Source organism: Enterococcus sp. DIV0240d (assembly GCF_051711245.1).
Taxonomy (GTDB): Bacteria; Bacillota; Bacilli; order Lactobacillales; family Enterococcaceae; genus Enterococcus_D; species Enterococcus_D casseliflavus.
In genome coordinates, this window is the sequence record NZ_JBIOMG010000001.1 from 2,726,697 (window position 1) to 2,752,148 (window position 25,452).

The following is a 25,452-nucleotide window of genomic DNA, read 5'->3' on the forward strand; positions in this document are numbered from 1 at the left end:
GTGATGTAAAATCGTAATTTACCGGTTATACTGGAAAAAGAGAGGACGATTCCTTTGAAAAAAAATAAAGTATCCACCTTTGTGAATACAAGAATGGGCTTTTTTTTCCTATTAGCCCTATTATTTTGGCTAAAAAATATCTTTGCCTATATGGTGGACTTCCACCTAGGTATTGAAAGCAGCATTCAGTACTTCATCTTATTCATCAATCCGATCGCAACGACTTTGTTGTTGCTGTCGATCGCATTGTACGTAAGAAGAACCAAAGCAGCTTATATCACGATGCTTGTGATCTATTTCTTGATGACTCTGCTGTTGTTCTCTAATGTTTCGTACTATCGAGAATTCACTGACTTTATCACCATCAACACGATGCTCGGTGTAGGAAAAGTAGCAAGTGGTCTAGGAGAAAGCGCAATTCGCTTGTTCCGTCCCTACGATGTGTTGTACTTCATTGACTTTATCGTGCTGATTGCAGCCTTTTCAATGAAAAAAATCAAAATGGACACTCGTCCTGTGCGGGCACGGATGGCTTTTGCGATCTCAACCTTAGCTGTCATGGTCTTTTCTGCCAATCTTTTCTTAGCAGAAGCGGATCGTCCTGAACTGCTTACTCGAACGTTTTCTCGTGACTATTTAGTGAAATACCTTGGGATCAACGCCTTTACGGTTTATGATGGCGTGCAAACCTATCAAGCTTCGCAAGTACGTGCCGAAGCAAGTCCCAACGACATGAACGAAGTAGAAAGCTATGTCAGAGAACATTACGCGGAACCGAATGACGATCTGTTCGGTATCGCAAAAGGCAAGAACGTCATTTATATTCACTTAGAAAGTGTTCAGCAATTCTTGATCGATTATAAATTAAAAGATGAAGATGGTGTTGAACATGAAGTTATGCCATTTATCAATAGTTTGTATCATAGCGATAGCACCTTTAGTTTCGATAACTTCTTCCATCAAGTAAAAGCTGGGAAGACCAGTGATGCGGAAACGTTATTCGAAAATTCCTTGTTCGGATTGAATCAGGGGGCATTATTCACTCAACTGGGTGGGAAAAATACCTTTGAGGCAGCGCCAGATATTTTAGGTCAAACCCAAGGCTATACCAGTGCGGTTTTCCACGGAAATACGGGTACCTTCTGGAACCGAAATGAAACCTACAAACGGTTTGGCTATGATTATTTCTTCGACGCATCGTATTATGATGTCAATGATGAAAATTCATTCCAATACGGTTTACATGACAAACCGTTCTTTGAACAATCGGTACAATACTTAGAACGCCTGCAACAACCGTTCTATTCAAAATTCATTGCAGTTTCTAACCACTACCCATATTCTGAATTTACCAATGAAGAAGGCGGCTTTCCGCTAGCGAACACTTCTGATCAAACGATCAATGGGTATTTCGCAACCGCGAATTATTTAGATAAAGCCGTAGAAGAGTTCTTTAATTACTTGAAAGAAAGCGGCTTGTACGAAAACTCAGTCATCGTTTTATATGGTGACCATTACGGAATTTCCAATTCTCGGAACCGCAACTTAGCAGAATTGCTTGGAAAAACAAGTTCGACTTGGACAAACTTTGACAATGCTTCATTGCAACGTGTCCCTTATATGATCCATATTCCAGGACAATCAAACGGCGGCATCAATCATACGTATGGTGGCCAAGTTGATGCGTTGCCAACCCTCTTGCACTTACTCGGTGTAGATACATCGAACTATATTCAATTGGGACAAGATTTATTCTCTGATCAAAATGAACAACTGGTTGCCTTCCGCGATGGCGACTTTGTGACACCAGACTACACTTACTATAGCAGTACATTGTATGACAATCGTACCGGCATGCCGATCAACGATCCATCCGATGAACTGCAAGCGAAAGTCGATGAGTGGAAAGCCAAAGTTGACAAACAGCTGTCGGTTTCTGATCAGATCAACAATGGTGATCTCTTACGTTTCTATGCGAAGAGCGGTTTAGAAGAAGTCGATCCTTCGACCTATAATTATAAAGACGCCCTTCAGCAAATGATGGATATCGAAAAGAATCTAGGCAGTGATTCAACCAGCGCCTTTTCTCAAAACGGCAATCAATCGACCGTCGATCTGTACCAAACAAAAACCTTCCAAGAATACCAGCAGATGACGGAACAAGATAGCGGAGAATAACCTATAAGTACTACAAGATCGATCCAGCAAGGCGGATGCTTTGCTGGATTTTTTTCGGCTGTTTTGTTCGTAAAAACCCGATTTTTTCTATTGCTTTTTTAGCTTCGATATTTTACTACAAGAACTTCATACTTTATTCAAACTCCCCTTTTATACTATGAAATAGGATGAGGTGAACTAGATGAAAACTATACATTTTGCGATTGCCAGCATATTTTATCATAAAAAAGCCATGGTGCTTTATACGCTTGTATCCTTCTTTGCCGTGATTGGCTTGATCGTGACCTTCGCCTTGATCTACTCAATGGATCAAGTGATCGCTCAAACCAGAGATCTCTTAACAACAGAAGATTTGCAAACGAAAGTAGCGGAAGAGATCCAACCAGTCACGACGATCTATCATCAACTGTTCTATTTGATTTTTAGTGCCTTTACACTGGTCTTTATCGGCTTTCAAGTTTATTACCAATTATCGAAACGCTCAGAGTACACTGCCTGGTTAGCAAGCGGTGCCACCACCAGACAATGGGTGGCGATGCAGTTGCTTGAAATGCTCTTGCCGCTTTTAGCAGCTGCCGTGATCGCCTTTGTGTTGTTGCTGCTCTTCCAGCCTTATTTCCAGCGAGAATTGCTTAGCGGGCATATCATCGCTCTTGATCGTGAGCGTGCTTCGGATCACTTTTGGGAGGCTGTTCAAAGTCTTCCTGGTCAAGAATTCGCCATTACGATCCCGCAAAACAGTCAAATTCTTGTCCAAAATGTTGACTTGAACAGCACCACTTGGCTGGCTATTTTATTTGAGAGTACGCGCCACACACTTATCGTATTGCTTGCTGCTGTTACCAGCTTTACTGGTCTGATTGCTAGCGGACATAGTCTGTATTGGAGGAAAAAACAATGGAAAAACCAACTCAGCTAACGAAATCAATTGGTTTCTTTTATGTTGCGAAAGACAATGAAACAAAAACATCTGAATTAAGCTTGCTGCTTTCACAAAAAAAAGCAATCTTGATTCGCGCACAGTGGCCCTCCGTCCCCTTTTTATCGGTCATGGACAATGTATCTCTTGCAAATAAAAAAGGGGGCGATTTAGAGGAAGTGCTGCCTTATGTACAGCTTCCCTTATCGGCTTTGAAAAAAGATCGAACAGAGTTAACACCCTTTGAGGAGCTCAAAATTCAACTGCTCTTAGCTTTACTTTCAGAAAGAGAAACCCTTTTAATCGAAAATGTCTTGAGCACATTAACAACGAAAGAGGTTCAAACCCTGCTGCCCTTGTGTCAAGAAATCGCCGAACAATTTGCTGTTGCCATCTATTTGATTCATGAAGACGAATGCTTTGCCCATACCCCTTATACTACTTATCTATAGCTTACATAGCCCCCAAACAAGAAGGCTTGCTTGCAAAAGCAGGTCTTTTTGTTTGGACTGCTGCCACTGAACCGCAAAAAAAATCGACCGGCTAAGCGAATTGCTGCCGGTCGATTGCTATTCTTCATTTAAGTCGATATCAGGAAAAGAAATTTTAAACGTCGTGCCTTTGCCAAGTTCACTTTCTACACTGATTTTTCCTTTGTGTAGGCGTACGAGCTGTTCAACGATCGATAGACCCAAACCTGATTCACCAAATTGACGGTTTTTACGGGAAGGATCGACTTTGTAATAACGATCCCAAATATTCTTGACTTGTTCTTCAGACATGCCGATTCCCGTATCACTGATCTCGATGATCGTTTCCAAGTAGCCTTTTTCGATTCGAACCCGAATTTCTCCATCTTCCGTAAACTGGATCGCATTTTGTAAAATATTGACCATGATTTGGACGAAACGATCGTAGTCGGCATAGACGTCAATTGGCTCTGTTGTTTCTAAAATCAACACATCTTTAGCGATTTCTGCCTTGCTCTCAAGTTGCGTCAGCAGATTTTTGATGGTTTGCGTTGCATCGAATTTTTTGATGACCATCGAGATTTGATTGGTTCGGATTTTCTCGTAGTCAAGGTTTTCGTTGACTAATCGAATCAAGCGATTGGTTTCATTTTTCATCAAACGGATCGCATTGTCCTTTTGATTCTCAGGAATCGCGTTGTACTCTAACCCTTCCAATAAGCCATTGATGGTCGTCAAAGGCGTACGCATCTCATGCGAAGCGTCTGCCATAAATTGTCGACGACGTTCTTCTTGTCGTTCAATTTCCTCTTGCGACTCTTTTAAGGATTTCGTCATTAAATTAAAATCTTCGGCTAACTCATCAAATTCATCCCGATTATGCACTGGCAAGAAGATATCAAAATTGCCATTGGTGATCTCTTTGGTTGCTCGTTTCATGCGATTGATCCGCCTTACTTGGAACGTAGCAAATAGGTAACTGATCAATAAGGAAACGACGATCGAGATCAAACATACTTTAAACAAGTTTTGGTTAAAAGCACTGACAAGATTCAAGATGCTGCTTGCCGATTGTGAAACCACCATCACCCCGTAAAAATCCGTTCGATTGACAGAAAAAGGAATCAAAACATAGGAAGTCAGTTCTTTTTCCCCATATAGATTCGTGGGTGATGTCAGTTGCAGACGCGCCCCGTTTTCTAAGGATTGCCAGTCTTTTTCAGAAATTGGAAAATCTACCGCACGAGTCGTATCTAATGGATAAATGATGTCATCGGGGCTTTTAAAGAAAGCAAAAGAAATGTCTTGGTTGCTCAAAATATTTTCAGCCAAATGCAGAGAATATTGCAGATAGCCATCTCGCGTCATATTTTGCTGCAAATATTCTGAATCGCTGATTTGCGAAATCGTCGCGACCGACGAAGCATACCCCATTAACTGCTCATAATTTCGTTCTTGTAATGTTTGGCGCGTCATTTGTGTAAACGCAATACCAATCGTCATCAAAATCACGAAGATCACAACAAAAAACGCAATCAGCTGTTGATACAAGTAGCGCATTAAGCAGCACCTGCATCGTCAAATTTATACCCCACACCCCAGACGGTTTGAATGATCTGAGGTCCCACTTTTTCTATTTTTTGTCTTAGTTTTTTGATATGCGCATCAACCGTCCGTTCGTCACCAAAATATTGGTAATCCCAAACTAGTTCTAACAATTGCTCTCGTGAAAAGACTTGCCGCGGTTTTTTCGCTAACGTATAAAGTAAATCAAATTCCTTCGGCGTCAACCCATCGATGGGTTTGCCATTTAAATAGGCTTCCCGTGTTTTTGTGTTCATTTTGAAATGATCGGTCACAACATCAAAAGTTGCATCGGAAGCTTCAGGCGTTGTTTTTTCAACCAACTCACTGCGGCGGTGTAAGGCTTTGATCCGCGCGATCAAGGTCAGTGGACTAAAAGGTTTCGTCACATAGTCATCTGCCCCCATCTCCAACCCGATGACTTGATCGCTTTCTGAATCACGGGCCGTCAACATAATAATAGGTACTGTACTGGAGATTTTGCGAATTTCGCGCGCCACCATCATGCCATCCATGGAAGGAAGGTTCAAGTCAAGGGTGATCATGTCCCATTTGTCTGGTTCAGCAGCAAAGGCTTCCAGCCCTTCTTTGCCGTCGTACTTAAAAGCCGCTTCCCATCCTTCATTCAAGAAAAACATTTGCATCATTTCAGAAACAGATTCGTTGTCTTCAATCATTAATATATTCATTTTCTTCACCTCTATGTTCTTTATCAAATCGTTGCAGATTCTCTTCGATCAGGCCAAAGATCGGCACGATGAACCAAGGGATCGCGATCATTTCAACTAGGAAAAAATTGGTCCATTCTTGCCATTTCAAGACAAACCCAATGACCGCCATGATTCCGCCAAAAAGCAGAAAATAACGGGCGCATAGTTTCTGAGCATGCCGCCAGTTGCGTTCATTTTGTTTTGCTAAATAGGAACGGTAGCCATAAATAAGGTTCATTTTTTTTGATGGAAAAAGAAAAAAAGTGAGACCAATCAAGAAAAAAATGATGCCAATTACTAAAAAAATCATCGTTTCACTCCATTCTTCCTATAGTATACTCGAATTTCTTTCTTCTACCAACAACTTCACCGATTATTCATAAAGGTTTGCCTTTTTTTCAATCTTTGATAAGATTGTGAGTGGACTATGACTATAAACCTTAGGAGTAAGATACATGACCTATAAAGCATTAACTTTTTTTGATCTTGACGGTACGCTTTTAGATGAACACTCGCAAATCACATCCGAAATCGCTGAAGCGATGGCGATGTTGCGAAAAAACCAAGTACTGCCGATCATTGCAACAGGAAGAACCGAACCTGAAGTTACCGCCATTCGTGAAGCAGCTGGGATCACCTCGAACATCGTCATGAACGGCGCCTTTATCCGTATTGACGGCAAAGAAGTTTTTTCCGATACCCTTGAACCTGAACTTTGCGCACGGATGTTCCAAGCAGTCAAAGACAATGGTGATGAACTGTGCTATTACAATGAGAAAGGCTATTGGGCGACTGGACATACCGAGGAAATGATTGGTGCGTACAACTATGTCCGCAGCCCTTTACCAGAAATCGATCCTCTGCATTATGAAACAGATCGGACCAATATGTTGTTGGTTTTAGGTGTCGGCAACGATGCTTATTATCATGAGCGTTTTCCAGAATTAACTTTTTATCGTAATACCCCCTTTTCAATCGATGTCGTAAAATCTGGCACCTCTAAAGGGACGGGCGTAAAAACCTTGGTAGAATTGTTGGGTCTAGAAGATGTACCTACCTTCGGCTTTGGTGACGGCAGCAACGACTTCGCTCTTTTAGAAGCCTGCGACCACAAAATTGCAATGGGAAATGGAATTCAAGAGTTGAAAGAGTTGGCAGACTTCGTGACCCTGAAAAATACCGAAGGCGGGATCGTGCACGCCCTGAAACACTTTGACTTAATCTGATTCTTTGCATACAGGCAAAACTATGGTATACTAATGAATGGTAGCGATACCCCTTTTATCAAGGGGATGTTACGGATTCGACAGGCATAGTTGAGCCTGAATTGCGCTTCGTAGGTTACGTCTACGTTAAAACGTTACAGTTAAATATAACTGCTAAAAACGAAAACTCTTACGCTTTAGCTGCCTAAAAACAGTTAGCGTAGATCCTCTCGGCATCGCCCATGTGCTCGAGTAAGGGTCCTATTCTAAGTGGGATACGTTTTATCTTTCCGTCTGTAAGATAAAAAAGAGAGCATCAGACTAGCGATACAGACTGCCTGTCACTCGGCAAGCTGTAAAGCGAACCTTCAAATGAGTTGACTATGAGCGTAGATTTTTAGGTAGCAATATGTTTGGACGCGGGTTCGACTCCCGCCATCTCCATAAAGAAAAATCGATTAGATTTTCGTAGTTTTTCCTAAGTGTTCAAAGCCTTGATTTAAAGAGGTTTTGAACACTTTTTTTGTATTTCTAGTTCCCCAATGTTTTTCGTAGTTTTTCGTGTTTGGTAGTCATTTGGTAGTCAAATGGTAGTCAAATTTTACCTTTGCTTCGATGTGCTTTTCCTCGCTTTTCGTAAATCGTATTTCTTAATCTGCTGTTCGCTTTACAACGAGAACGTTCGTTCGTATAATTCTTGCAAGGAGTGATTGATATGCAAATACCATTAGCGCACCAACGAACATATGCTTTTGAACGCTACTATTATGAATTCATCGAACGAATGGGCCCAGCGCACTTACTTTACGATCAGTTTGTTCGGACGATGGAGAACTTTGGAAAACCCTATTTTACCGTGCCATCAAGCTATAGTGGTTACCCAGAAGAATTGGCTTATGTATTTAAGAAAGACGGAGAAAACTATCTATTTGATCATGTTAGAACGCAAGACAAGATTCTTCGAAGATACGATCCGAATATAAAATATAAGCCCGGCGGCAACTGATATGAACATAATCAGTCAATATGAGCAGGGATACTTATCTCTTTCTGAGTTTATAAATGAATTCCCGGACAGTGTTTCTGAGTCACAGGAAGCTTTATACGGCACAAAATGTGTCGAGTTTTACGTTGCTGTCACTTTAGGTAAAACGGATTGTCGTTATTACGTACAAGCTTACGGAGGCGATTGTTATGAAAACGATGAAAGGCTATGTATCGAAGATACGTGTATTGAAGATAAGCAAGACCCCTTTGGTGCGGTTCTCGCTTGATGGAGTGAACTGCTTGATTGCAACGCATAGTTTGAACTTCTTGGCAGATGTGGATGAGGATATGCAAGTCGTGATTGCTGGCGAGTATAACGATCGTAAGCAGTTTGTTGTGAAGAAGTACACTGTCATTGGCAAAACTAAAATCATGATTGAATTTGAAGCGATGAAAAAAGGCTCCCTACTCTGAGTAAGAAGTCTTTTTGGAAATCTAGTTGTTTATCTATGTTAGATCACTATCGTTTTCTACTTCGCTGTTGTTTATATCTATACTAATCCTTGATGGATAAATTGGAATATCGTAAACTTCTTGAGAAAATAAAGACACGTAGAGATTGAATTTATTGTATATTTTTTCTACTATTTCTCTACCTATTTCTTCTTGAAATTTGCTATTTGTCTCGATATTTTCCAATGTCTCGTTTACCAATATAAATTTACCAGAAAAATCAGCACTCATAACGAATTTTTCATCTTTGTAGTAAGCTGTCGTTTCAGCGGAAATAATTAATCTATCTTTTATCTTCCCCGCTTTTATTTTCAAAGTATTGCTATCTTTAAGAATTGCATTACTATTTGCTTCGAAAATTAGATTTGTAACTTTAAGTGTTTCTTTTTCGAAATCCATACATTCTCTCCTATCATTTAATTAAAGAAGTTTTATTGGGGACAGCCTCTATTCTTGTGTTCATTCTTAAAGCAATGACCTCTTTAGCTATCGTTTCTTGATGCTCGTTAGTTGTTTCTAGTTTAGTTTCAAATCTATTGATATTAGTCTCTTGTAGACCTCGCTCTATAAGCATTTGCATAGCTTGATTTAGAGAGACACTATCGTAATCAGCATACTCCACTAAACGTCTGTGCAAGGTTTTTCCTAATCTAGCAGTTACTCTTCCGCTGAACTCTGTGCTGACTGCTAAAGTAGGTTTAGGTATAGATCCAGCTGTCCCTTCTTTAATACAAGTCGCAAAATATTCTTCTTTTGCAAGCTTAAGATCTTCCAAGGTTTCTTCCTCAGTAGTTCCATATACCTCTACAGGCAAATCCGTGTATTTGCCAACAAATCCTTTAAAATACTCATCTTCAAATGGTCGAATTGTATAGCCATAGTTACGTTCTAATAAATGTTCTAATGTCATAAATTTCTCATCCTTTCAATATAACTCAAGGCTCTTTTACCATACGGCGGGATTAAATTCTTAGAGTGTTTGACTATCGTTCTATTATCGAAAGGCCCAAAGAAATTAGGGACGTCACAACTGATAGTAAAATGAGTCGCTTTTCCACTATTTTGTTCTAACCTAAATCCATGCTTAACTAGTGCCTCTTCAACATCCTTAAATTTCGGATTACCCAAATTTCTTTTCAACTTTTCATACAGTTGATCTTGTTCTTCTGACAAATCATCACCACGACTTCCCCCGGCTTTTTAAGACACTACATACAGTGTCATCAATATCTGCAAATTAAATATATCATTCTGAATCTGCTTAATCAATAGTTACGCTTGATCTTGTTTAATAATTTAATATAATCATATACTAATAAACGTATGTATTTATAAAATTTTACATCACATAGACCTTGTTTTGATGCAATAAAAATTCCCTCCTGCTCGATTCTGAGTAAGAGGGATTTTAATTTTTGATATGGCTTAATATAAAAATGTCTAAAGTCATCTGTAAATTCTTTGACGATTTTCTGAATAATAATTTCTATTACGTTGAAATAATGATAAAATAAACAAGAAGAGTATTAGGCGCACTTCCCCAAGCTTTCACCGCCTGACTACTCTTCTTAAAGTTTTGCACGCACCTACTAATTTATAGTATAAACTTATTTACTGCAAGTAAAATGAATATGATCTATGTACAAGCCCGCCAAAGCGGGCTATTTGTTTACCACGGAAGCTTGTTGTTGTTCAATGCTGCTTGCAACGCTTTGACCATGTTAGATACAGGGCTGATAACTCCATCAACCGTTGTCTTCAAGGCTCGTTGCATAGCTTTGATCATTTCTGTTCCGCATAGTCCATCGATCGCACCATTGTATAAGCCTTTTGCTTTCAACCGTTTCTGCCATGTTCGAATCAGGGTGGATCCTTTTAGTGTATTATCAAATTGTGCGGCATAAAGGTTCTTGTTGCACGATTGGCGGTATTGGTGACTGATTTCATCATCTGGTGTGATACCTTCATACTTCATCGCTTTATTGGCAGTGCTTGGTCCAAACATTCCGTCTTCTGTGATTTTATCGGCATTTGGTTTTACAGAAGGTGTGCTAGGTTTAGCTGCTGAATTAGAACCGCTAGTCTTGCCAAACACCGCATCTTTGAAGCGTTCTAGCTCGCTTGGTTTTGCTACCCATGGAGCTGGACAGTTCTTGCCAGTAACATCATAATGTCGCCAAATCTTATTTCGAGTGATATTTGGATATTTTGCGATCAGTTCTTTGACAGCTTTAACGGTGTTCTGGAATGTTTTTTCAGTGATATTTCCATTCTTATCTAGGCACATTTCAACACCAATCGTTGAATAGTTGGCGTTGCCTATCTTAGAATACAGCGGACGATAGCGCGACCCATCTGCATTGTATTTGCTGATTTCGTTGGCGTGATACGCAACTTCATTTAAGGGAATGATACAGAGTGCTTCAATATCATCTATAAACAGTTGAGCAGAAGCATAATTTCCTTTTAGATTATTAAAATAGTTCTTGTGATTGCGTGCGGTGCCACCATTGTTGGCGGTGTAGTGCATAACAATACCATCAATACCGTTATTCCTGATACCTGGTCTTGAGTACTCATTAATATTGATATACTCGTATTTGATGAAACTCATTTATATCATCCTTTCTTTTAAAAAAGAGCAGCCGCTAGGCTACTCCTTCTTTTCTGTGAACTCTTGGCCGTCACCGTAATCTGGATCATCTTTACTATCCAAAGATTGAGTTTCGGATTGTCCGTCACCATAATCGATTTTAATTTCCGTTACTTTAGGTTTTGGATTTTCGGTACTATCTTGTAACTTAGACAGTCTTTCTTTGACCCAATTTGGAATTGGCACACCTAATTGACCTAAGTTTTCCGTGATTGAAATTCCATAAACCGCGATATAGAAAAAGACGAATGCAGTAGCAAACGTCTCAAGGTTCATAATCTTTAAATACGGATAGGCAATAATTACCAAGCAGACCACGAGCATGTGTTTTACAATACCAAGCAATCCTTTCGTGCTATTAGCTTCCTTAACGAAAATGCCCTTGCACAATCCTGTAACAATATCACCTACTACTACCCATAAGAACAACTGGACATATCCATTTGTCAGCAACCCTCGAAATTCATTCAGTAACACTCCATTGTCAATAATCACCATATATACCACCTTTTCTATTTTTTAAATGCATAGATCGTTTTATATCCTTAACTTCAAAATATCAGCCACAATACCATTAGCCAAAAAAGCAGACAACCAATGATGATTGTCCACTTCATAATATATTTAATTAATATAAACCTAATGCTTTTCTAGCTTTATCATACATAATAGTCATGCCTGATTCATTAGGATGCAAGCCGTCTGACGTGAAATTTGCTGCACTGACGTGGTTAAATCCCGCTCTGGCAAAATCAAGAATATCAGCCCCAAATGATTCTCCTATCTTCCGAATGCGATCATTGTAAGAGGCCAAAGTATCCCCGTTAGTATTTGTACGAGGATATGGACCGCGTGAATTTATCGGGATAGTAGCGCAATAGACTTTTGCCGTGGGATATTTATTCACTACTTTGTTTAATAATATTCCGTATGCTTCTCCGAAGGTTGTTGTTACGTTAGGTAATGCGCTAGACCCGTCAAAAGTCCCAATAGGCACATTATTGTTGAAATCATTAACACCCATATAAACAATAATTATATCTGGACTGTCAGTTTGATTGTCCAAAAGCTCAGCTCTCGTTATACCGGATGAATCAGTGCCTCCTGTAGTCGTGACGCGACTGCCCGACCATGAATTATTAACCAACAATTCAAGCTTACCAGAAGACTTATCAATCAACTTCTTCCACCAAGTCAAATTCACATCTTTAATAGCTCCTGATGAAGGATAAAACGCAACGTTTCCAGTGGGAATATATCCTGCGTAAGTGGTTATGGAATCGCCTAAAAAACTTATTTTCTTAGTAATGGCATCAACTGCTTTTGTTGTCACAACTGATACAGGCGTCCCGGGGAAAGAATATGCAGTCGTTGTCAAAACGAACATACCGATAAACACATGGCTTTTAATTATTTGTTCTCGAAACGGTTTGTAATTTGGACCTCCACGATCCTCCATATATTTGGCACTATAGAAACTGAACATATCTTTAGCTGAATAAACAGTGCCTTGGTCTCTGCGCACAAACACATATACATACGGCCTCTCTGTGACGCCGCCTATAGCAGCTTGAATTTCATCGAATGTATAGGTGAACCCTTGTTCTGGAAGCGAGATTCCGCCTCCTCCATAAATCCACTTGTAATTCGATCCCCACGTTGCAAAACAAGGAATTGCTTTAACTTTAAATTCTTTTTTCTTGTAATCGATCGTTAAAACGTCTTCGGAGTGTGGAACTGACACTAGCCAACCTTTATCGTATGTATAGGTTATTTTCGAAAAATTACCTATTTCTAACGATTGTCTAGTATTTTTATATCCGGGAGATACGTTTACTGAAACTTCTCCCCCGTTTGCTTTAGCTGTGTCTCGTATACTCATAGAAAAATACTTAGCACCCACAGGAACTATATAAGTACTAAGTTGGCCCGTTATGGCCCATGTAGCCCCACTGACAAATTGACTAGCAGAACTGTCTGCAAAAAAAGTTATAAACACTGGGCCTGTGTCTGAGTTCCCAACTTTGCCGTTTCGATATATGATATCACCATCATTGACCGCAGTTAGCTTTGTTCTTCCCCAATTAGCTTGATACCCGGTTTCTCCTTTTTTTAATATTTTCCCATCAGTTATGTTGTAATATTCATCGGCAATATACGTATCAACTAAATTTACGAAATCAGGAGTAAAGAAATCAACTTTATCTATAGTTACTGCTTTATCTTTTATCTTGGTTGTAGTTATACTATCCTCAGCAATCACCACCCCTTGATAAATTCCTAAGTCCTTCCAAATCGACACTGATTTATCCCATATATACGAATGAGCGCCATCAGTTGTTGCACTATCAAAAACTAAGTAAGTTCCATCTGCACCGCTAGGATACTTTGCTTTTAAAGCAGCAAGAGAATAAAACAATTCCCTAGGACCGCCTTGTGCGATTGATGATAACATACTGTCAACATAGGTTTTATCTGCTTTGGTTGCAACCTGCGTTTTATCCGCTTTTACAGAATCTAAGTCAGCAACTTTAGAATCAGTTAGTGCTAAGGATTTTTTGTCTGCTTTAACAGCATCTAGAGTATCGATATCAGTCCGAAGTGCAAATGGTTCTAGCTTATCTTCAATTTCAGCTTTATTATAAACATCAGCGTTATTAAAAATTTCGGTTTGCTCGTCAATTCGTTGCTCTAACTCTTGCATTTTAGCAGTCGAACCAGCTTCAAATTCGCTCCATCCTTGCCAAAAATCCTCGGTGAATTCCGTTAGGTTTGTGTCAATATCGGATACCCCCATGTTGATATAAAAATACCCAACGTGCATCGTCTGATTGTTTGAAAAATTGATATACAGTCCACAACGAATTTCCCCCCGATATCCTAAAAACTCTCGTGGGATAACGAAAGAGACGATTCCCTTCAGAGGATCAACAATTTCAGGAGTATAGATCAATTTTTGATTTTGATTATTGAGTTTGACGGCAGAAAGTCGGATTTCCGTTCCGTTGGGTAAATCAAGCGGCTTGCCATCCATTAAAATATGGATCAGCTGGAGGCCGCTATTCTCATCATACGAGAAATACTGAATGTCTTTAGATTGAATAGCTTTCCCGACTGGACTGATCTCGATTGAAAATTCGTTTGTTTTAAAAATTTTGTTATCTTCGTTCATCCTGCGAACACCTGCCCACCATAAGTTTTAGATTCCATCGTGGTACCGCTGATCGAAGCACCGGCGGCACGATAAATAGTTGATCCTTCTGATCGATATACTATATTGTTTTCTGTTCCTGAAACGGTGTATGAAATTCTCACGCCCGTTCCAAAAGCGCCTTTGAGCGCATAATATTGGTTTGAAGCGTGGCAACCGTAAATATTTCCAGAAACACATCGCTCCCAACTAAACGCGGTATAGCCCTCAATATTTTTTGTGTTTTGAACCGCGCGGCAATTATCCGCAACGCCGTACATTGCCCCATCAAAAGAAACAAAATATTTCGGTGAATTCGCTACATCCGTTTGGGTAAAGCCTCTGACCGCACAGTACATTCCACAATCAGCGAATCTAACTGACCTCACAAAAACGCCGGTATCTCCGACTGAAGCATCAATGACCGAAAGATTTGACGCTATGATCTCAAGCTTGCCGCTTGTGATATTGGAAATCACGACATCTTCCAGATACACGCCTGGTTCCACATAGATATAGAATAGGCTCGTGGATAGCAGCGGCAGACTATTGATTGCCGCTTGAATCGTTTTGAACGGTTTTTCTTCTGTTCCGTCAGCAGTCGTGTCATTTCCTAATTCTGCAGAAACAAACAACGAGATCGAGCCGCCAGATCCGCCATAGAGTTCTTGAATTACTGAATTAAGCTGAGTGATAACATCGCCTTGATTTTTGATCAACTGATTTACTAGTGTTAGTTCCTCTTTAGTCAATTCTTCCCCAGCCGCCAATCGTTCTCGGAGCGTCTCAAAGATAACCCCCTCAGTGTTGACCCGCGCATCCACAACTTCATTCGGGCTATCACCGCCAGCGTTCAATACAAGATTATCGATCCGTTTATTTGTTGCCTGATTTCTTTGATCAACTCGTGTTTCCAATCCATTTAAATAATCGACATTGTCATTAAACGTCTTCTTCCATTCTGAGCTGATCGCATTTTTTACTAATTTCATTAAGCCCAACTACAACACTCCTTTCTTCTTCAGACCTGCAAGAATATTTGTCATTGTTTTTTTATTATTCGATAACGTGACTTCCGGCGGTTTGTTAGGTATCAGTGGATATTTTTTCAATCCGACTACTTGAATCATCTGACAAACATTGAGTGGCTCGTAGACAAACGTCACTTTGTCCCCACGATTTAGATCAATCGCCCATTTGATATTCACCGTTCCCGAAATGTCCGGATAATCGTGGATATCCCGCCTTAGTCGTGCACTCATACTGCTTGCGACCGTGAATCGATCATCGTTCACGGGATCTTGAATACGGATGCCCCACTTGCTTGATTCAGGCGACGTATACGTGATCGGACTGAAATAGTAGCTTTCGTCTTCTTTCCTCTTTCCAAATCCGCGAATCTGCGTTTTCAGGCTATACGTATCGATCTCAAAGTGGACTTCATCGGTATTAAACTTGTACCGTATCTGTTCTTGTGTCTCATTTCCGTAGTAAGTTCTTGGATAAAACCGCAAGTGTTTATTATCAGGGATCACCACTGCATCGTAGTCCGTCAGCACTTCATCAATCAATTTCAAGTAGTTTCCATCACCGAAATTCTCCTGTTCAATTCGGCTGAAGACACCATTGGTGTTAACCACTTCATAGCTAAACCCTCGGTTACCAGCTGAAAAAATATGCGATAGACATTGATTGATAGAGAAAGTCCCTGTCATCTGCTCGTATTGATAGCCATCTTGGATCGTGTAATAGACGTGTGTGGCAACTACTTCTTTAAATCGCTGTGCGCCAACTGCATAGTCTTTCATCTGTTTGACGATAAATTCCTGCCCGTTCCAAAAAACAGAGCTTTCGTAGTCTACGAGATCAAATGAATGGGCATTGGCTTTGGTTTTCATCACCAAAAAGCCGACTTCCCACGTTTCGTTTTCTTGCCAATTTTCAAAAAAAGAGTCCCTGTCAACATCGACAAGGATCTCTTCTTTGGTTTTCTCGAAATTTGCTATTATGATATCGTTCATCCCATCACCTACTTATAGAGAAATCGGAAATCCCACGCCGTTTTGATACGTGAAGCGTTGGAGATTTCGATTTTGTTTTCGCCAGGAACCAATGAGATTAAGCCGTGATTTGTATCAATCCCACAGTGAATACCATTTTTTAGAGGATAGACACCATCAAGCGTTAATGTCTCGCCGCTAACGGAGTTGAGTGAACCACGGTAGATAAATCGCTCACCAGTGGTTGCGTTGAACACTGTGAGATTGCCATCGCTCATCCCTTCAATTTTGATTTTCAGGTAATTTTCTCTTGGATCAATCGCGAAATCGCCGGCATTGAAAATCGTAAAGCGGCTAGTCTGATGGACGTATTCATAGTCTTCTGAAACCAAACCTTGTGAGAATTGCCAAGTTTCGTCTAGGCTGAAAGCTTTTAGGGTAGTGGATAGGGATTCCGAACAGCCCTTAAACACATTAAATACGACTGTATAGTTTTGATAAGTGTTATACCCCTCGTTCTGTTCAAATGAGGTGGGATACACTTCATACATTTTACCCGGTGACAGCTCGTGCGTGATATAATACGAGCCATTTTTAAATATCAGTTCTATCAACTCTGTTTCAAGCAATTCTTTCTCCCATTCGCTTTCAAAGAAAATGTCTATGTCAAATTGAATTTCAAATGATTTAAATGATTCGTTAATCGGTCTTGATCCATTACTACCACTAAACTCTTGATACTCTACATTGTGGTTTGGGGATGCTCGTTTTATATCTTTGAAGACGATTTTCATTTTTCGCTGAGGGTCAAACCAACCACTCCCTTGATCAAACAAAACCTTATAAAACATCAAACATCCCCCTTTGTATAGTTCAACTTAGTAAAGTTTTTTCCTAAATGTTTATCGGTAACAGTGGATACCTCATCGACATCCAGAATTGCTTTCAAAACATTCGGTTTTTTAACGAGTTTATCCAACAGCGAAATCATTACATCCAACTTGTTTTCTAAACCGGAATTGTTGTTTTGTACTATGACTTTGTTGTTGTTTTTATTAGAATCAGTGTTTATGCTCCTTAGATTTCTAACCAATGAAGAATCTTCCGGAATACCCACTCCGTCAGCATACTTTGGAATGCCCAAGCGTCGCATGATCGATTTAGTGATACTAGCTCGAGCAACTTTCGTTCCTGCAGGAGCATTGGGAATATACACATTTCGACCTTGAGGTATAAATGGAGCCTGACCAGGGAACTGAACCAACTCTTTGTATAATGGTCCTGATTGATCATTTACGATCATATCTCCACCCGGGTGGTAATTTGTTCCTTTGGCATTTGGAATAGCTGTTTGTCCTGTTCTTCTCCCACGATACTCAACATCGATTACCACATTTTTGCTATATACTTGAGCAATTTCACTCTTCGCTCTTAGTACTTCAGAATAATCTGCTGTTGCATGTAAATGTTTCGCACCAACGCCAGTAGCATTGTAATCATTGATTTTGCTCTTAGAGTTTGCCAATATGCTATTTACATTTGTATTGTCTCCCAATAATCTTTTCAGCTCTGGAGAAACACTGTTATATGTTTCTAGCATTTTCTTAGATTGACTAACCGTTAAAGTTGCTGGATCTTCTGCTATCAATCTTTTAACTTCTGGATCTAGTGCGTTATACTCGTTTAATGAAGTTTTCGAAAAGCTTAGTGCATTTAAGAGATCATAATTTTCAGCATTCAAATTTTTAATCTGGGGTTGAAATTGCTCCCACATCCCCAAATTAAGCATTGTTTCTGCCATGACTTCAGGAGTATTAGAGTAAAGTAATGCTTTTTTCTCATCAAATGACATCTCTGCCCATTTTCCCGAGTCTTCTAATGCTTTGTACATTGTTATCGAAAATTCGTCCTGTAGTATTGCTTTTTTATCGGACCAAGCCATACCGTCCCACCAACCATTAGCAATTGCAGCTTCACCGATAACGTCTTTTGCATTACTATCTAAGTCGGCATCATGGACTACTAGCTTCAAATTATTCCACGTTAGAGAATCTTTAGTAGCTTCTGTAACGACCTCTGCAACATTGGATTTAACTTCTCCGGTCTTTTCATCAAAAACTAAATCATTCCAAGTTTGAGCTGCTTTCTTACCAGCCTTACTTGATTCTGATGCAGTCCAAGAGATTTTTTCCGCATTCTTTTCTGCATTTGATGCCAATTCTCTTGATAAGTCAGAAGCGCTCTTTAGGATTTTTTCGTTTTCTGCAATTGCACTATCAGCATAATCACCCATACTTGAAATTAGTTGCCCGTTTGCAAGAGAGACCTCATTTTGTAATTCAGGATATTTTTTAAGAATCGTTTCCATTTGAGAATCAAAACCTTTTACAGTCGTTGAATTTATCTCATCCCAAGCCGCCAGAAATTTCTTAGCGAACTCACCATCTAAGTTGTATCCCAAATCTTGTAGGTACTTTTCTTTTTCTTGTCTACTTAAAGTTGCATTTTGCTGGGCTATCTGCCTTTGCTTACCTAAAGATTGCAACCACAATTTCGCTTCTTCCTCTGTTGCATTTGCTACATCTGCGTTCATGGCTGCAAGTATTTTTTTCTTCTCGTTTGCAGAAACATCTAAAGTTTCAACATATGCTTGAGTTGTATTTTTCGCCAGATCTTGAATAATTTTCGCTTCAGATACACTAATTTCTCGATTACTATTAGAAGCAGTTTTCTTTATCTCTGTGATCCGAGCGGTATTCTCTTGAACGATTTGTAATGCAGATTCTGCCTTGACTTTCTCGTCTTCTACCATATCACTGACAGATGAATTTACAGATTCAGGAAGCTCTTTTATTAATTTATCCAAGCCCTCAACTTTCTTCACAAGGCTGTCTTCTATGGTTTGACCTATTTTCTCAAAATTTGAGATCATCGAGTCAGAGTTAGTCGCAAATCCATCTGCCATCAAACCGAATTGACCTGATGCTTTTTGCGTATTATCCTGAACTTTAGTTAAGGTTCCATCAACCGCTTCTCCTACATCAGTTCCCCATCGCTGGACACGTTGGCTAGAATTCCAAGCTTCTTCACCGAAAAGCTTCCAAGCGCCATACCCAACTGCAAGCAATCCACCAGCACCAACAATCAAAGGTAGCGCCCCGGCTAATCCCCCAGTACCTAAAGCTGTGGTTAGCGCCCCAACTCCTGCACTCCCAGCGGCGCCACTTGCAGCCGTACCAACACCTGTAACTGATGTTGCTAAGGTAGCTAGAGCTTTTTTCTCAGCAGATGCAGCTACAAGCTCTACAATTCCTGTAGATAATTTTCCTACACCTTTTGTAACTGATCCGATGGTAGAGATACCCCCACCGAGCAACTTGAGTGCTGGACCAGCTGCTGCTGCCATTAGCCCCCATTTGATAATGTTTTGCTGTTGTTCTTTATCTAAAGAACTAAAGGCTTTAGCCATGTCACCAAAGCTCTTGATCAGCGGTTTTGAAGCTTCCAAACCATCTCTTAATGCGTCAACTAGTGGTCCTCCAAATTCAATCGCAGCATCCACGGCTTCGTTTCGCAACATTTTTAGTTTTGATTCTGTTGTTTCGTATCTTGTTCCAGCTTCATTAGTTAAGGCTGTATTCTCTTCCCACGCTTGCGTTGACATGTCAACTGCGCCAGAAAGGGTATCTGATGCTAAAGCTAAGGATTTAAGCATATTAGATTGCCGAACACCACTTAAGCCCATTTCATCAAGCATTAGTGTCGCGGATTCGCCTTTTCCATCTAGTTCTCCAAGACCTTTAATGAATGACTGTATCGCTTCAATAGGTTTTTCGTTCCATTGTTTAGCAAATTCGCTGGATGACATTCCTGCAACTTTTGCAAACTGATCTAAACTGTCCCCACCTTCAACAGCTGCTTTTTCAATAGCTGTGAGAGTTTGGGTCATAGCTGTACCACCAGCCTCGGCTTCGATACCAACCGAACTCATCGCAGTAGCTAACCCAAGTATCTCTTGATTACTTAGACCTGCCAGTGTACCCGCAGAAGCTAATCGATTTGACATCTGAACAATATCTGCTTCTGTTGTGGCGAAATTATTCCCCAAAGCAACGACAGACGACCCAAACCTTTGATACTCACTAGATGTCATTCCGGTAATGTTCGCTATTTTGGCAATTGCGGTAGCTGCATCTTCAGCGGATAGGTTTGTGGATTCACCCATATCAATCATGGTTTTAGTAAAAGCTGTAATATCTTGCGTTTGAATTCCTAGTTGCCCAGCCGCTTCTGCTACAGCTGCAATTTCGGAATGAGTTGATGGCAGTTCTTTTGCCAATCCTCTTAGACTAGTCTCAAGATCCGCATAAGAGTACACAACATTACCATTGCTATCAATTACTTCATCTGAAGTCTTCTTAACACCGGCGAATGCTGATTCCCAATCAATAGCGGCTTTAGTAACAGCTGTGGCACCAGCGACGATAGGTGCTGTTACACCAACTGTTAAAGCAGTTCCCGCTTTGGAAACCATGCCACCAAACTTTTGAATCTTTTCACCTTGTTTGATATAGGCATCGCCATGCTGTTTTAGCCAACCGGTCACACCTTGAGTTTCAACTTGTAGCCTAGCCATCTGACCTGCTGTATTTTGCAGTTGAAGTTTATAGTTCGCCAATTTACCGTTAGCATCTTGTAACTGATTAGCTAGCCGCTTTGTTGAATCTGTTGCTTTTCCGTCTACGAAAGAACCGTCATAGGCTTTCTTGAGGGCGGTCACTTGGTTTTCTTGTGCTTTGATAATCTGTGTCAAACCATCGTATCGAGTACCTAATTTACCAAGTTTGTTTCCTGCCATATCGGCAATTTTCATATTAGCTTGCATTTCTTTTGCTAGGTATTGTACTTGCTTTTTAGAATTAGCAACGCCTTTCCCAAAATCAGCATCATCCAAACCTAGCTTTATGACCATATTTCCTAATGGAGTTGCACCAGCCAAATTATCCGCCCCCTTTCACTAAATCAGCCAACGGCTTAGTTTCTTTGCGTTTCTTGTTTTTCTTTCCATTTGGCGTTTGTTTAAACATAATTTCATAAAGGTACAGTGTATCTGTATTTAGAACGTCATTGATTGTCCAACTGGGATAAATCTTCAATATAGATCTCACAACATCTAGCTGTAACTCATGATGATCGGACGGACTTATTTTCCGTCCTTTTTTCCTTTTGGGTCTTTCTTATCTGTTGGATCTGATTCTTCCACGTCTTTCTCGTAACCTAAGACACGGTACATAATGATTTCCATGATCAAATCTCTGTCCCATGCATCGATACCATCTAAAAGGACAGTTCCGGTTAAATCTTTATCATCAAACAAGCCGGCTACAAACTCAGCACGGAATTCAGTAAGCGCTCTGGCTGAAGGAGCAATATCATTGCCTTCATCATCCTTCTTAAAAAGTTTTGCTTCACCATCCGTGTAATCCAAAGCTTTTGAATAAGGTACGTGGCTTTGTGTGAAGGTCTTTCTTGTTCCATTGATCATTAGATCCAATCTGATTTCTTTTCCAATTTCTGACATGTATAATTCCTCCTATTAATCAAAAATAAAAAGGCTAGTCCGAAGACTAACCTTCCCCTTCATTATTCACCGCCACCAATTGGAGGAGTAACAGGCTCACCAAGTACAGCAGTTTTTAGTTGAGCGACTGCAGCCGTCCCAAATGCACGTAAGACTTTAACAGTTTTATCATTTTCACCAATAGTAATTTTTCGAGAGATTGCGTTGTAAACATACTCGCCCGCTTCAGGTGTAAAATCTTCATCGTTTTTCGTAGCCAACGAAAACCCATCACGATTAAACGAACCTGCTACCATAGCAAAAGCAACTGGTTCACCATATAAATCTTCTGCTTCAACGACTGCAGCCATATATGGAGGCTCTGTTTCGTCACCGAAACCGTCAATACCTTCCGCCATTTTGATCAATCCTAAGATTTCTTGTTCAACTTCAACAGGTACATCCAGTAAACCAAAGTTTGCAGCTACTGATCCGGTACCTTTCTTGGACAAATAATACTCAACGTTCCCAGCAAATACTTTCACCGCTTCTTTGGATAGCCCTGTTAAGTCGAAGGCAGTAGGTCCACCTTCTTTTTGTTTACCTTCTAAAATGTGAATTTTCGCTGTTGTATCTGGTTCCAATGCTGTGGTAAGTTTTCGAACCGATAATTTATCAAAGCCATAAGTTTCCATTTGTAATTTCCTCCTAATAAAATAGACACCGATTAATAATCAGTGTCATGAATTTGTGTGTTTTTTCGATAACGTCTTGCATCCACAAAGCGTTTTGTTTCTGAGAAATATTCGTCAAGCCCACCATTTAACTGAGCATAACCAAATTTCCACATCGCAGCTTTCACTGCTTTAGCAATTTCTTTCGTCAAAATCCTTGATTGAGTTTCAACGTTAATTTGATAACTGAACGTTTGAGACATCTCTTTGTTGGCTGCATAGTAAGCACTAGTTGGCGGTCCAAGAGGTGTATCGATGATAATAAAAGGTTTGGTCGAATCGAAGCTTTCAGGTACTTCATAGAATTTGATGTTCTTTGCAGTCACCTCTTTTGCAATCGTAGGATCAGCAGATAAAACATTGTAGACTTCCATCATCATATCTTTCATCGTGCTAACTCCTCCAATTCTGACCGCATCTCTTCAAATGCAGATCCTTCTGTTTTATCAACAACCCCTTGTAATTTTCCAATCCCTCTAGGACTAATGTACCTACCAAACCGAGTATAGCCAAATTCATTCAAATGCACCAAGCGCCATCTTGAACCTTGACCCCAACCAACTTCGATCGTTTTAGGCGGTCCTTTTTTCACTCCGGAAACAATTACTGTGTCATGCGTTTCACCAGTATCCATGTAACTGGATACCGCCTCTTGCACATCTTGTTGTAATTTTTTTCCATAGTTTCTAAGCGACTTATTCACAATCCGGTTCGTTCTTGCTGGACCTAACTTGGCTTCAAGATTCTTTAGTATCTCGTCCACGCCTTTTACTGAAACGCTCATGAGGTCACCCCCAAGATGATTTTAAGAAAATCGTTATTCTCAACATCAGGCGCAAAATCTACAATATCCCATACATCATCTTTGTAACGAAAATCATCCAAGACTACTTTATGCGCATTGTCTGGCAAATAGTCTGTATATGGATCTCTAATCTTGATTGTCACAGCTTTTTTTGTTCCTTTTCCGCTAAGAATATCCCTATCCTTAGAAGAAGGATTGTAGACTAAGCAAGTGCAGTAATACAACTTCTTGTTTTCTTGTTCACCAGGTTCAGGTCCATCATTTGGTTTTACTTCAAAAAAAGTAACCGGCGTATTCAAATCACCGGCTACAATTTCAGGTCTTTCATATTTTGTTTTAATCGGCAACTTGATCACCTACCAAGTCAATTGAAGCGTCCATGATCATCATCTGGAAGTTGTCATAAAAGTATTCGAGCGCCTCGTTTCTTAAATAACGAGTGCGCTCATAGACTAATTCTTTGCCTTTTTCATACTTTGTAGGATCAAACTCTCCAATAATTGATTTGATATCGGCAAACCCACTTTCCAGTTGTTTGCCAATACTTTCATCTTCGGATGAATGAAAAATACGAAAGCGATCTTTGAATTCATCAATAAAAACTGGATCGTTCATTCGTTATCCCTCCAATAGATCAATTAAATCTTGCTTCTTAGCGTTGCTTGCATAATCAATTGCACGCTCGTCTAACAACGCTTTTAGTTCTGGAACCGTAAGGCTAGAATAGTCTACAGTCGCCATACGAGCGTTAGGCGTTGTTACTCCCCCGAGCCACCGTCAACATCTGCTGGGATAGCAATATCATATACTTGAGCTGCATCGTTGTTTGTTGGCTGCCCGTTACCCAACATGTCGATCGCATACAAAGTTGCACGTTTCATTGCGAAGGTTTCTTTGTAAACTGCAATTTTTTCAGGACGAGATTGAGTGGCATCATATTCGCCGTCAATAAATGCAATCAATTTATTTTCAGGAACATCTAAAGATTCGATGATATGATCTTGCGAAATGAATGGTAAGTTCGAAACAAAAACGCCGTTAGCATTTTGGGTTGTAACTCGAGCCACGATATCGTAATAATTAACTGGATTTACAATCAAGTACACTTTGCCTGAAACCTTACGATATTTTGTCTCACCGTCAGTATCGTTGTCGCCAATACGATGTGTGTATTTTGAAGCAGTTTTCAGCACCTTAGCAAATTCTTTTACCATAGTGGCAGAATCCTTGAAAGTCAAAGTACCAGCCGATGCTTTATCAGGATATACACCTCCAGTAACAGCTCCATCCAAATCTTTCAAAAGTCCAATCGGTTCGTTGTTACCTGTACCAGTAACAATTTTCACTTCCCAGATGTCAGAAACAGCTTCACGCAAAGATAACTGTACATACCGATTGATCCAACGAGGACCTAAGTCTAATGTATCATTAGAAATTAGCATGAATGCAGTCAATGCAAGTTGCGTATATTCTGTCGAGTCGAATTCCGCATCAAGTTGCCCTTCTAAATCTTTGTGTAATGGTCCAAACACCGCCACACCTTTACGACGAGAACGAATGACCTTGACTTTTCCAACGGTTGATTGGAAATTGATTAAGCGCAACAAAGGATGATCTTTTTCCAAGTCTTCGAATACTTTTTCAAAGATTGTTTCTGGCCATACTAAATCTTCGTCAAATCCGCCAGCTTTTGAGACTTCATTATAAAATTTCGTTTCTTCAGCAGTTAAGGTTGGAATCCCCCGAGCTTCTAAAACACGGTTGTCAGTTACGTTCTTTAATTCTTCGTACTCAGCACGTACTTGTGCACCTGCATCTTCTGCAATGGCTGTGACGTAAGCTTCTAAAGCATTGTTTACTTGTTCAGGTGTTGCATCTTCTTTTGCAGAAATAGCGTTGAAGATTTTCTTCGCATCTGCTGTTTTGTCTGTAATGTTTAACATA

The 25,452-nt window shown here is 40.1% G+C and carries 25 protein-coding genes, 1 other RNA gene and 1 pseudogene; 7 read left to right on the plus strand and 20 right to left on the minus strand.

Features of this window, described 5'->3' with window-relative positions:
* Positions 1–93: 93 nt before the first annotated feature.
* The 3 genes from IGJ25_RS12985 to IGJ25_RS12995 all read left to right on the plus strand — a co-directional run bounded on the left by IGJ25_RS12985 (position 94) and on the right by IGJ25_RS12995 (position 3,549).
* Positions 94–2,178, plus strand: coding sequence for an LTA synthase family protein (locus IGJ25_RS12985; protein WP_074933621.1), 2,085 nt, complete (start codon positions 94–96; stop codon positions 2,176–2,178).
* A gap of 181 nt (positions 2,179–2,359) precedes the next feature.
* Positions 2,360–3,097, plus strand: a complete 738-nt coding sequence (locus tag IGJ25_RS12990) for a hypothetical protein (protein WP_005229124.1) — start codon at positions 2,360–2,362, stop codon at positions 3,095–3,097.
* Positions 3,076–3,549 (plus strand): hypothetical protein, encoded by a 474-nt coding sequence (locus IGJ25_RS12995; protein ID WP_074536007.1) that lies wholly within the window; start codon positions 3,076–3,078, stop codon positions 3,547–3,549. The genes IGJ25_RS12990 and IGJ25_RS12995 overlap by 22 nt, the downstream gene beginning before the upstream one ends.
* A gap of 117 nt (positions 3,550–3,666) precedes the next feature.
* Here the strand turns inward: IGJ25_RS12995 and IGJ25_RS13000 are convergent, their stop codons facing one another.
* The 3 genes from IGJ25_RS13000 to IGJ25_RS13010 are packed head-to-tail and all read right to left on the minus strand — an operon-like array spanning position 3,667 to position 6,171.
* A complete protein-coding gene (locus IGJ25_RS13000; protein WP_005229120.1) occupies positions 3,667–5,127 on the minus strand; it encodes a sensor histidine kinase in 1,461 nt (486 codons plus the stop codon).
* Positions 5,127–5,840: a response regulator transcription factor gene (locus IGJ25_RS13005; RefSeq protein WP_010749704.1), complete on the minus strand. Its 714-nt coding sequence runs from the start codon at positions 5,838–5,840 to the stop codon at positions 5,127–5,129. The genes IGJ25_RS13000 and IGJ25_RS13005 overlap by 1 nt, the downstream gene beginning before the upstream one ends.
* Positions 5,821–6,171, minus strand: a complete 351-nt coding sequence (locus tag IGJ25_RS13010; protein ID WP_015510109.1) for an SdpI family protein — start codon at positions 6,169–6,171, stop codon at positions 5,821–5,823. Before IGJ25_RS13010 ends, IGJ25_RS13005 begins: the two co-directional genes overlap by 20 nt.
* Positions 6,172–6,316: 145 nt before the next feature.
* Here IGJ25_RS13010 and IGJ25_RS13015 point away from each other — a divergent pair, with 145 nt between their 5' ends.
* From IGJ25_RS13015 to IGJ25_RS13030, 4 genes are all read left to right on the plus strand, one after another.
* Positions 6,317–7,087, plus strand: coding sequence for a Cof-type HAD-IIB family hydrolase (locus tag IGJ25_RS13015; RefSeq protein WP_005231883.1), 771 nt, complete (start codon positions 6,317–6,319; stop codon positions 7,085–7,087).
* A gap of 62 nt (positions 7,088–7,149) precedes the next feature.
* Positions 7,150–7,513: a transfer-messenger RNA gene (gene ssrA, locus IGJ25_RS13020) on the plus strand.
* A gap of 268 nt (positions 7,514–7,781) precedes the next feature.
* Complete coding sequence (locus tag IGJ25_RS13025) at positions 7,782–8,072, plus strand: DUF5960 family protein (protein ID WP_438779372.1); 291 nt, start codon at positions 7,782–7,784, stop codon at positions 8,070–8,072.
* A 188-nt stretch (positions 8,073–8,260) separates the two neighbouring features.
* Positions 8,261–8,527, plus strand: a complete 267-nt coding sequence (locus IGJ25_RS13030; protein ID WP_438779373.1) for a hypothetical protein — start codon at positions 8,261–8,263, stop codon at positions 8,525–8,527.
* A 33-nt stretch (positions 8,528–8,560) separates the two neighbouring features.
* Here IGJ25_RS13030 and IGJ25_RS13035 read toward each other — a convergent pair whose 3' ends face one another.
* The 17 genes and pseudogenes from IGJ25_RS13035 to IGJ25_RS13115 form a co-directional block, all read right to left on the minus strand.
* On the minus strand, positions 8,561–8,965 hold the full coding sequence (locus IGJ25_RS13035; protein ID WP_368264405.1) for a hypothetical protein: 405 nt from the start codon (positions 8,963–8,965) through the stop codon (positions 8,561–8,563).
* A 13-nt stretch (positions 8,966–8,978) separates the two neighbouring features.
* Entirely contained in the window at positions 8,979–9,476 is a 498-nt protein-coding gene (locus tag IGJ25_RS13040; RefSeq protein WP_086269494.1) for a toxin-antitoxin system HicB family antitoxin, read from the minus strand.
* Positions 9,477–10,235: 759 nt separating this feature from the next.
* Positions 10,236–11,180: a peptidoglycan recognition protein family protein gene (locus tag IGJ25_RS13045; RefSeq protein WP_317726083.1), complete on the minus strand. Its 945-nt coding sequence runs from the start codon at positions 11,178–11,180 to the stop codon at positions 10,236–10,238.
* A gap of 168 nt (positions 11,181–11,348) precedes the next feature.
* Positions 11,349–11,717 (minus strand): annotated as a pseudogene (locus IGJ25_RS13050) (phage holin family protein); the annotation flags it as partial.
* Between the two features lie 130 nt (positions 11,718–11,847).
* The gene (locus IGJ25_RS13055; protein WP_438779374.1) at positions 11,848–14,391 is read right to left on the minus strand and encodes a GDSL-type esterase/lipase family protein; all 2,544 of its coding nucleotides are present in this window, start codon (positions 14,389–14,391) and stop codon (positions 11,848–11,850) included.
* The gene (locus IGJ25_RS13060; protein ID WP_438779375.1) at positions 14,388–15,410 is read right to left on the minus strand and encodes a hypothetical protein; all 1,023 of its coding nucleotides are present in this window, start codon (positions 15,408–15,410) and stop codon (positions 14,388–14,390) included. The genes IGJ25_RS13055 and IGJ25_RS13060 overlap by 4 nt, the downstream gene beginning before the upstream one ends.
* Positions 15,411–16,430: a phage tail protein gene (locus IGJ25_RS13065; protein ID WP_438779376.1), complete on the minus strand. Its 1,020-nt coding sequence runs from the start codon at positions 16,428–16,430 to the stop codon at positions 15,411–15,413.
* An 8-nt stretch (positions 16,431–16,438) separates the two neighbouring features.
* Entirely contained in the window at positions 16,439–17,260 is an 822-nt protein-coding gene (locus IGJ25_RS13070) for a phage tail domain-containing protein (RefSeq protein ID WP_438779377.1), read from the minus strand.
* A complete protein-coding gene (locus tag IGJ25_RS13075; RefSeq protein ID WP_438779378.1) occupies positions 17,260–21,408 on the minus strand; it encodes a phage tail tape measure protein in 4,149 nt (1,382 codons plus the stop codon). The genes IGJ25_RS13070 and IGJ25_RS13075 overlap by 1 nt, the downstream gene beginning before the upstream one ends.
* A 204-nt stretch (positions 21,409–21,612) precedes the next feature.
* Positions 21,613–21,990 carry a phage tail assembly chaperone G gene (gene gpG / locus IGJ25_RS13080; RefSeq protein WP_375360042.1) on the minus strand — a complete coding sequence of 126 codons (378 nt, stop codon included), beginning with the start codon at positions 21,988–21,990 and terminating at the stop codon, positions 21,613–21,615.
* A 62-nt stretch (positions 21,991–22,052) separates the two neighbouring features.
* Positions 22,053–22,664, minus strand: coding sequence for a phage tail protein (locus tag IGJ25_RS13085; RefSeq protein WP_438779379.1), 612 nt, complete (start codon positions 22,662–22,664; stop codon positions 22,053–22,055).
* A 32-nt stretch (positions 22,665–22,696) separates the two neighbouring features.
* On the minus strand, positions 22,697–23,092 hold the full coding sequence (locus tag IGJ25_RS13090) for a hypothetical protein (RefSeq protein WP_231472884.1): 396 nt from the start codon (positions 23,090–23,092) through the stop codon (positions 22,697–22,699).
* A complete protein-coding gene (locus IGJ25_RS13095; RefSeq protein WP_438779380.1) occupies positions 23,089–23,487 on the minus strand; it encodes a hypothetical protein in 399 nt (132 codons plus the stop codon). Before IGJ25_RS13095 ends, IGJ25_RS13090 begins: the two co-directional genes overlap by 4 nt.
* Entirely contained in the window at positions 23,484–23,855 is a 372-nt protein-coding gene (locus IGJ25_RS13100) for a phage head-tail adapter protein (protein ID WP_240078157.1), read from the minus strand. Before IGJ25_RS13100 ends, IGJ25_RS13095 begins: the two co-directional genes overlap by 4 nt.
* The gene (locus IGJ25_RS13105) at positions 23,845–24,123 is read right to left on the minus strand and encodes a phage gp6-like head-tail connector protein (protein WP_148394780.1); all 279 of its coding nucleotides are present in this window, start codon (positions 24,121–24,123) and stop codon (positions 23,845–23,847) included. The genes IGJ25_RS13100 and IGJ25_RS13105 overlap by 11 nt, the downstream gene beginning before the upstream one ends.
* Positions 24,124–24,126: 3 nt before the next feature.
* A complete protein-coding gene (locus IGJ25_RS13110) occupies positions 24,127–24,249 on the minus strand; it encodes a HeH/LEM domain-containing protein (RefSeq protein ID WP_071859285.1) in 123 nt (40 codons plus the stop codon).
* Between the two features lie 17 nt (positions 24,250–24,266).
* Entirely contained in the window at positions 24,267–25,451 is a 1,185-nt protein-coding gene (locus IGJ25_RS13115; protein ID WP_438779381.1) for a phage major capsid protein, read from the minus strand.
* Position 25,452 lies beyond the last annotated feature (1 nt).

What these genes read in the sequence shown, in the direction of transcription:
- IGJ25_RS12985 (WP_074933621.1), top strand. Translation starts at nt 94, where the DNA reads ATGGGCTTTTTTTTCCTATTAGCCCTATTATTTTGGCTAAAAAATATC.
- IGJ25_RS12990 (WP_005229124.1), top strand. Translation starts at nt 2,360, where the DNA reads ATGAAAACTATACATTTTGCGATTGCCAGCATATTTTATCATAAAAAA.
- IGJ25_RS12995 (WP_074536007.1), top strand. Translation starts at nt 3,076, where the DNA reads ATGGAAAAACCAACTCAGCTAACGAAATCAATTGGTTTCTTTTATGTT.
- IGJ25_RS13000 (WP_005229120.1), bottom strand. Translation starts at nt 5,127, where the DNA reads ATGCGCTACTTGTATCAACAGCTGATTGCGTTTTTTGTTGTGATCTTC.
- IGJ25_RS13005 (WP_010749704.1), bottom strand. Translation starts at nt 5,840, where the DNA reads ATGAATATATTAATGATTGAAGACAACGAATCTGTTTCTGAAATGATG.
- IGJ25_RS13010 (WP_015510109.1), bottom strand. Translation starts at nt 6,171, where the DNA reads ATGATTTTTTTAGTAATTGGCATCATTTTTTTCTTGATTGGTCTCACT.
- IGJ25_RS13015 (WP_005231883.1), top strand. Translation starts at nt 6,317, where the DNA reads ATGACCTATAAAGCATTAACTTTTTTTGATCTTGACGGTACGCTTTTA.
- IGJ25_RS13025 (WP_438779372.1), top strand. Translation starts at nt 7,782, where the DNA reads ATGCAAATACCATTAGCGCACCAACGAACATATGCTTTTGAACGCTAC.
- IGJ25_RS13030 (WP_438779373.1), top strand. Translation starts at nt 8,261, where the DNA reads ATGAAAACGATGAAAGGCTATGTATCGAAGATACGTGTATTGAAGATA.
- IGJ25_RS13035 (WP_368264405.1), bottom strand. Translation starts at nt 8,965, where the DNA reads ATGGATTTCGAAAAAGAAACACTTAAAGTTACAAATCTAATTTTCGAA.
- IGJ25_RS13040 (WP_086269494.1), bottom strand. Translation starts at nt 9,476, where the DNA reads ATGACATTAGAACATTTATTAGAACGTAACTATGGCTATACAATTCGA.
- IGJ25_RS13045 (WP_317726083.1), bottom strand. Translation starts at nt 11,180, where the DNA reads ATGAGTTTCATCAAATACGAGTATATCAATATTAATGAGTACTCAAGA.
- IGJ25_RS13055 (WP_438779374.1), bottom strand. Translation starts at nt 14,391, where the DNA reads ATGAACGAAGATAACAAAATTTTTAAAACAAACGAATTTTCAATCGAG.
- IGJ25_RS13065 (WP_438779376.1), bottom strand. Translation starts at nt 16,430, where the DNA reads ATGAACGATATCATAATAGCAAATTTCGAGAAAACCAAAGAAGAGATC.
- IGJ25_RS13070 (WP_438779377.1), bottom strand. Translation starts at nt 17,260, where the DNA reads ATGTTTTATAAGGTTTTGTTTGATCAAGGGAGTGGTTGGTTTGACCCT.
- gpG (WP_375360042.1), bottom strand. Translation starts at nt 21,990, where the DNA reads ATGTCAGAAATTGGAAAAGAAATCAGATTGGATCTAATGATCAATGGA.
- IGJ25_RS13085 (WP_438779379.1), bottom strand. Translation starts at nt 22,664, where the DNA reads ATGGAAACTTATGGCTTTGATAAATTATCGGTTCGAAAACTTACCACA.
- IGJ25_RS13090 (WP_231472884.1), bottom strand. Translation starts at nt 23,092, where the DNA reads ATGAAAGATATGATGATGGAAGTCTACAATGTTTTATCTGCTGATCCT.
- IGJ25_RS13095 (WP_438779380.1), bottom strand. Translation starts at nt 23,487, where the DNA reads ATGAGCGTTTCAGTAAAAGGCGTGGACGAGATACTAAAGAATCTTGAA.
- IGJ25_RS13105 (WP_148394780.1), bottom strand. Translation starts at nt 24,123, where the DNA reads ATGAACGATCCAGTTTTTATTGATGAATTCAAAGATCGCTTTCGTATT.
- IGJ25_RS13110 (WP_071859285.1), bottom strand. Translation starts at nt 24,249, where the DNA reads ATGGCGACTGTAGACTATTCTAGCCTTACGGTTCCAGAACTAAAAGCG.
- IGJ25_RS13115 (WP_438779381.1), bottom strand. Translation starts at nt 25,451, where the DNA reads ATGTTAAACATTACAGACAAAACAGCAGATGCGAAGAAAATCTTCAAC.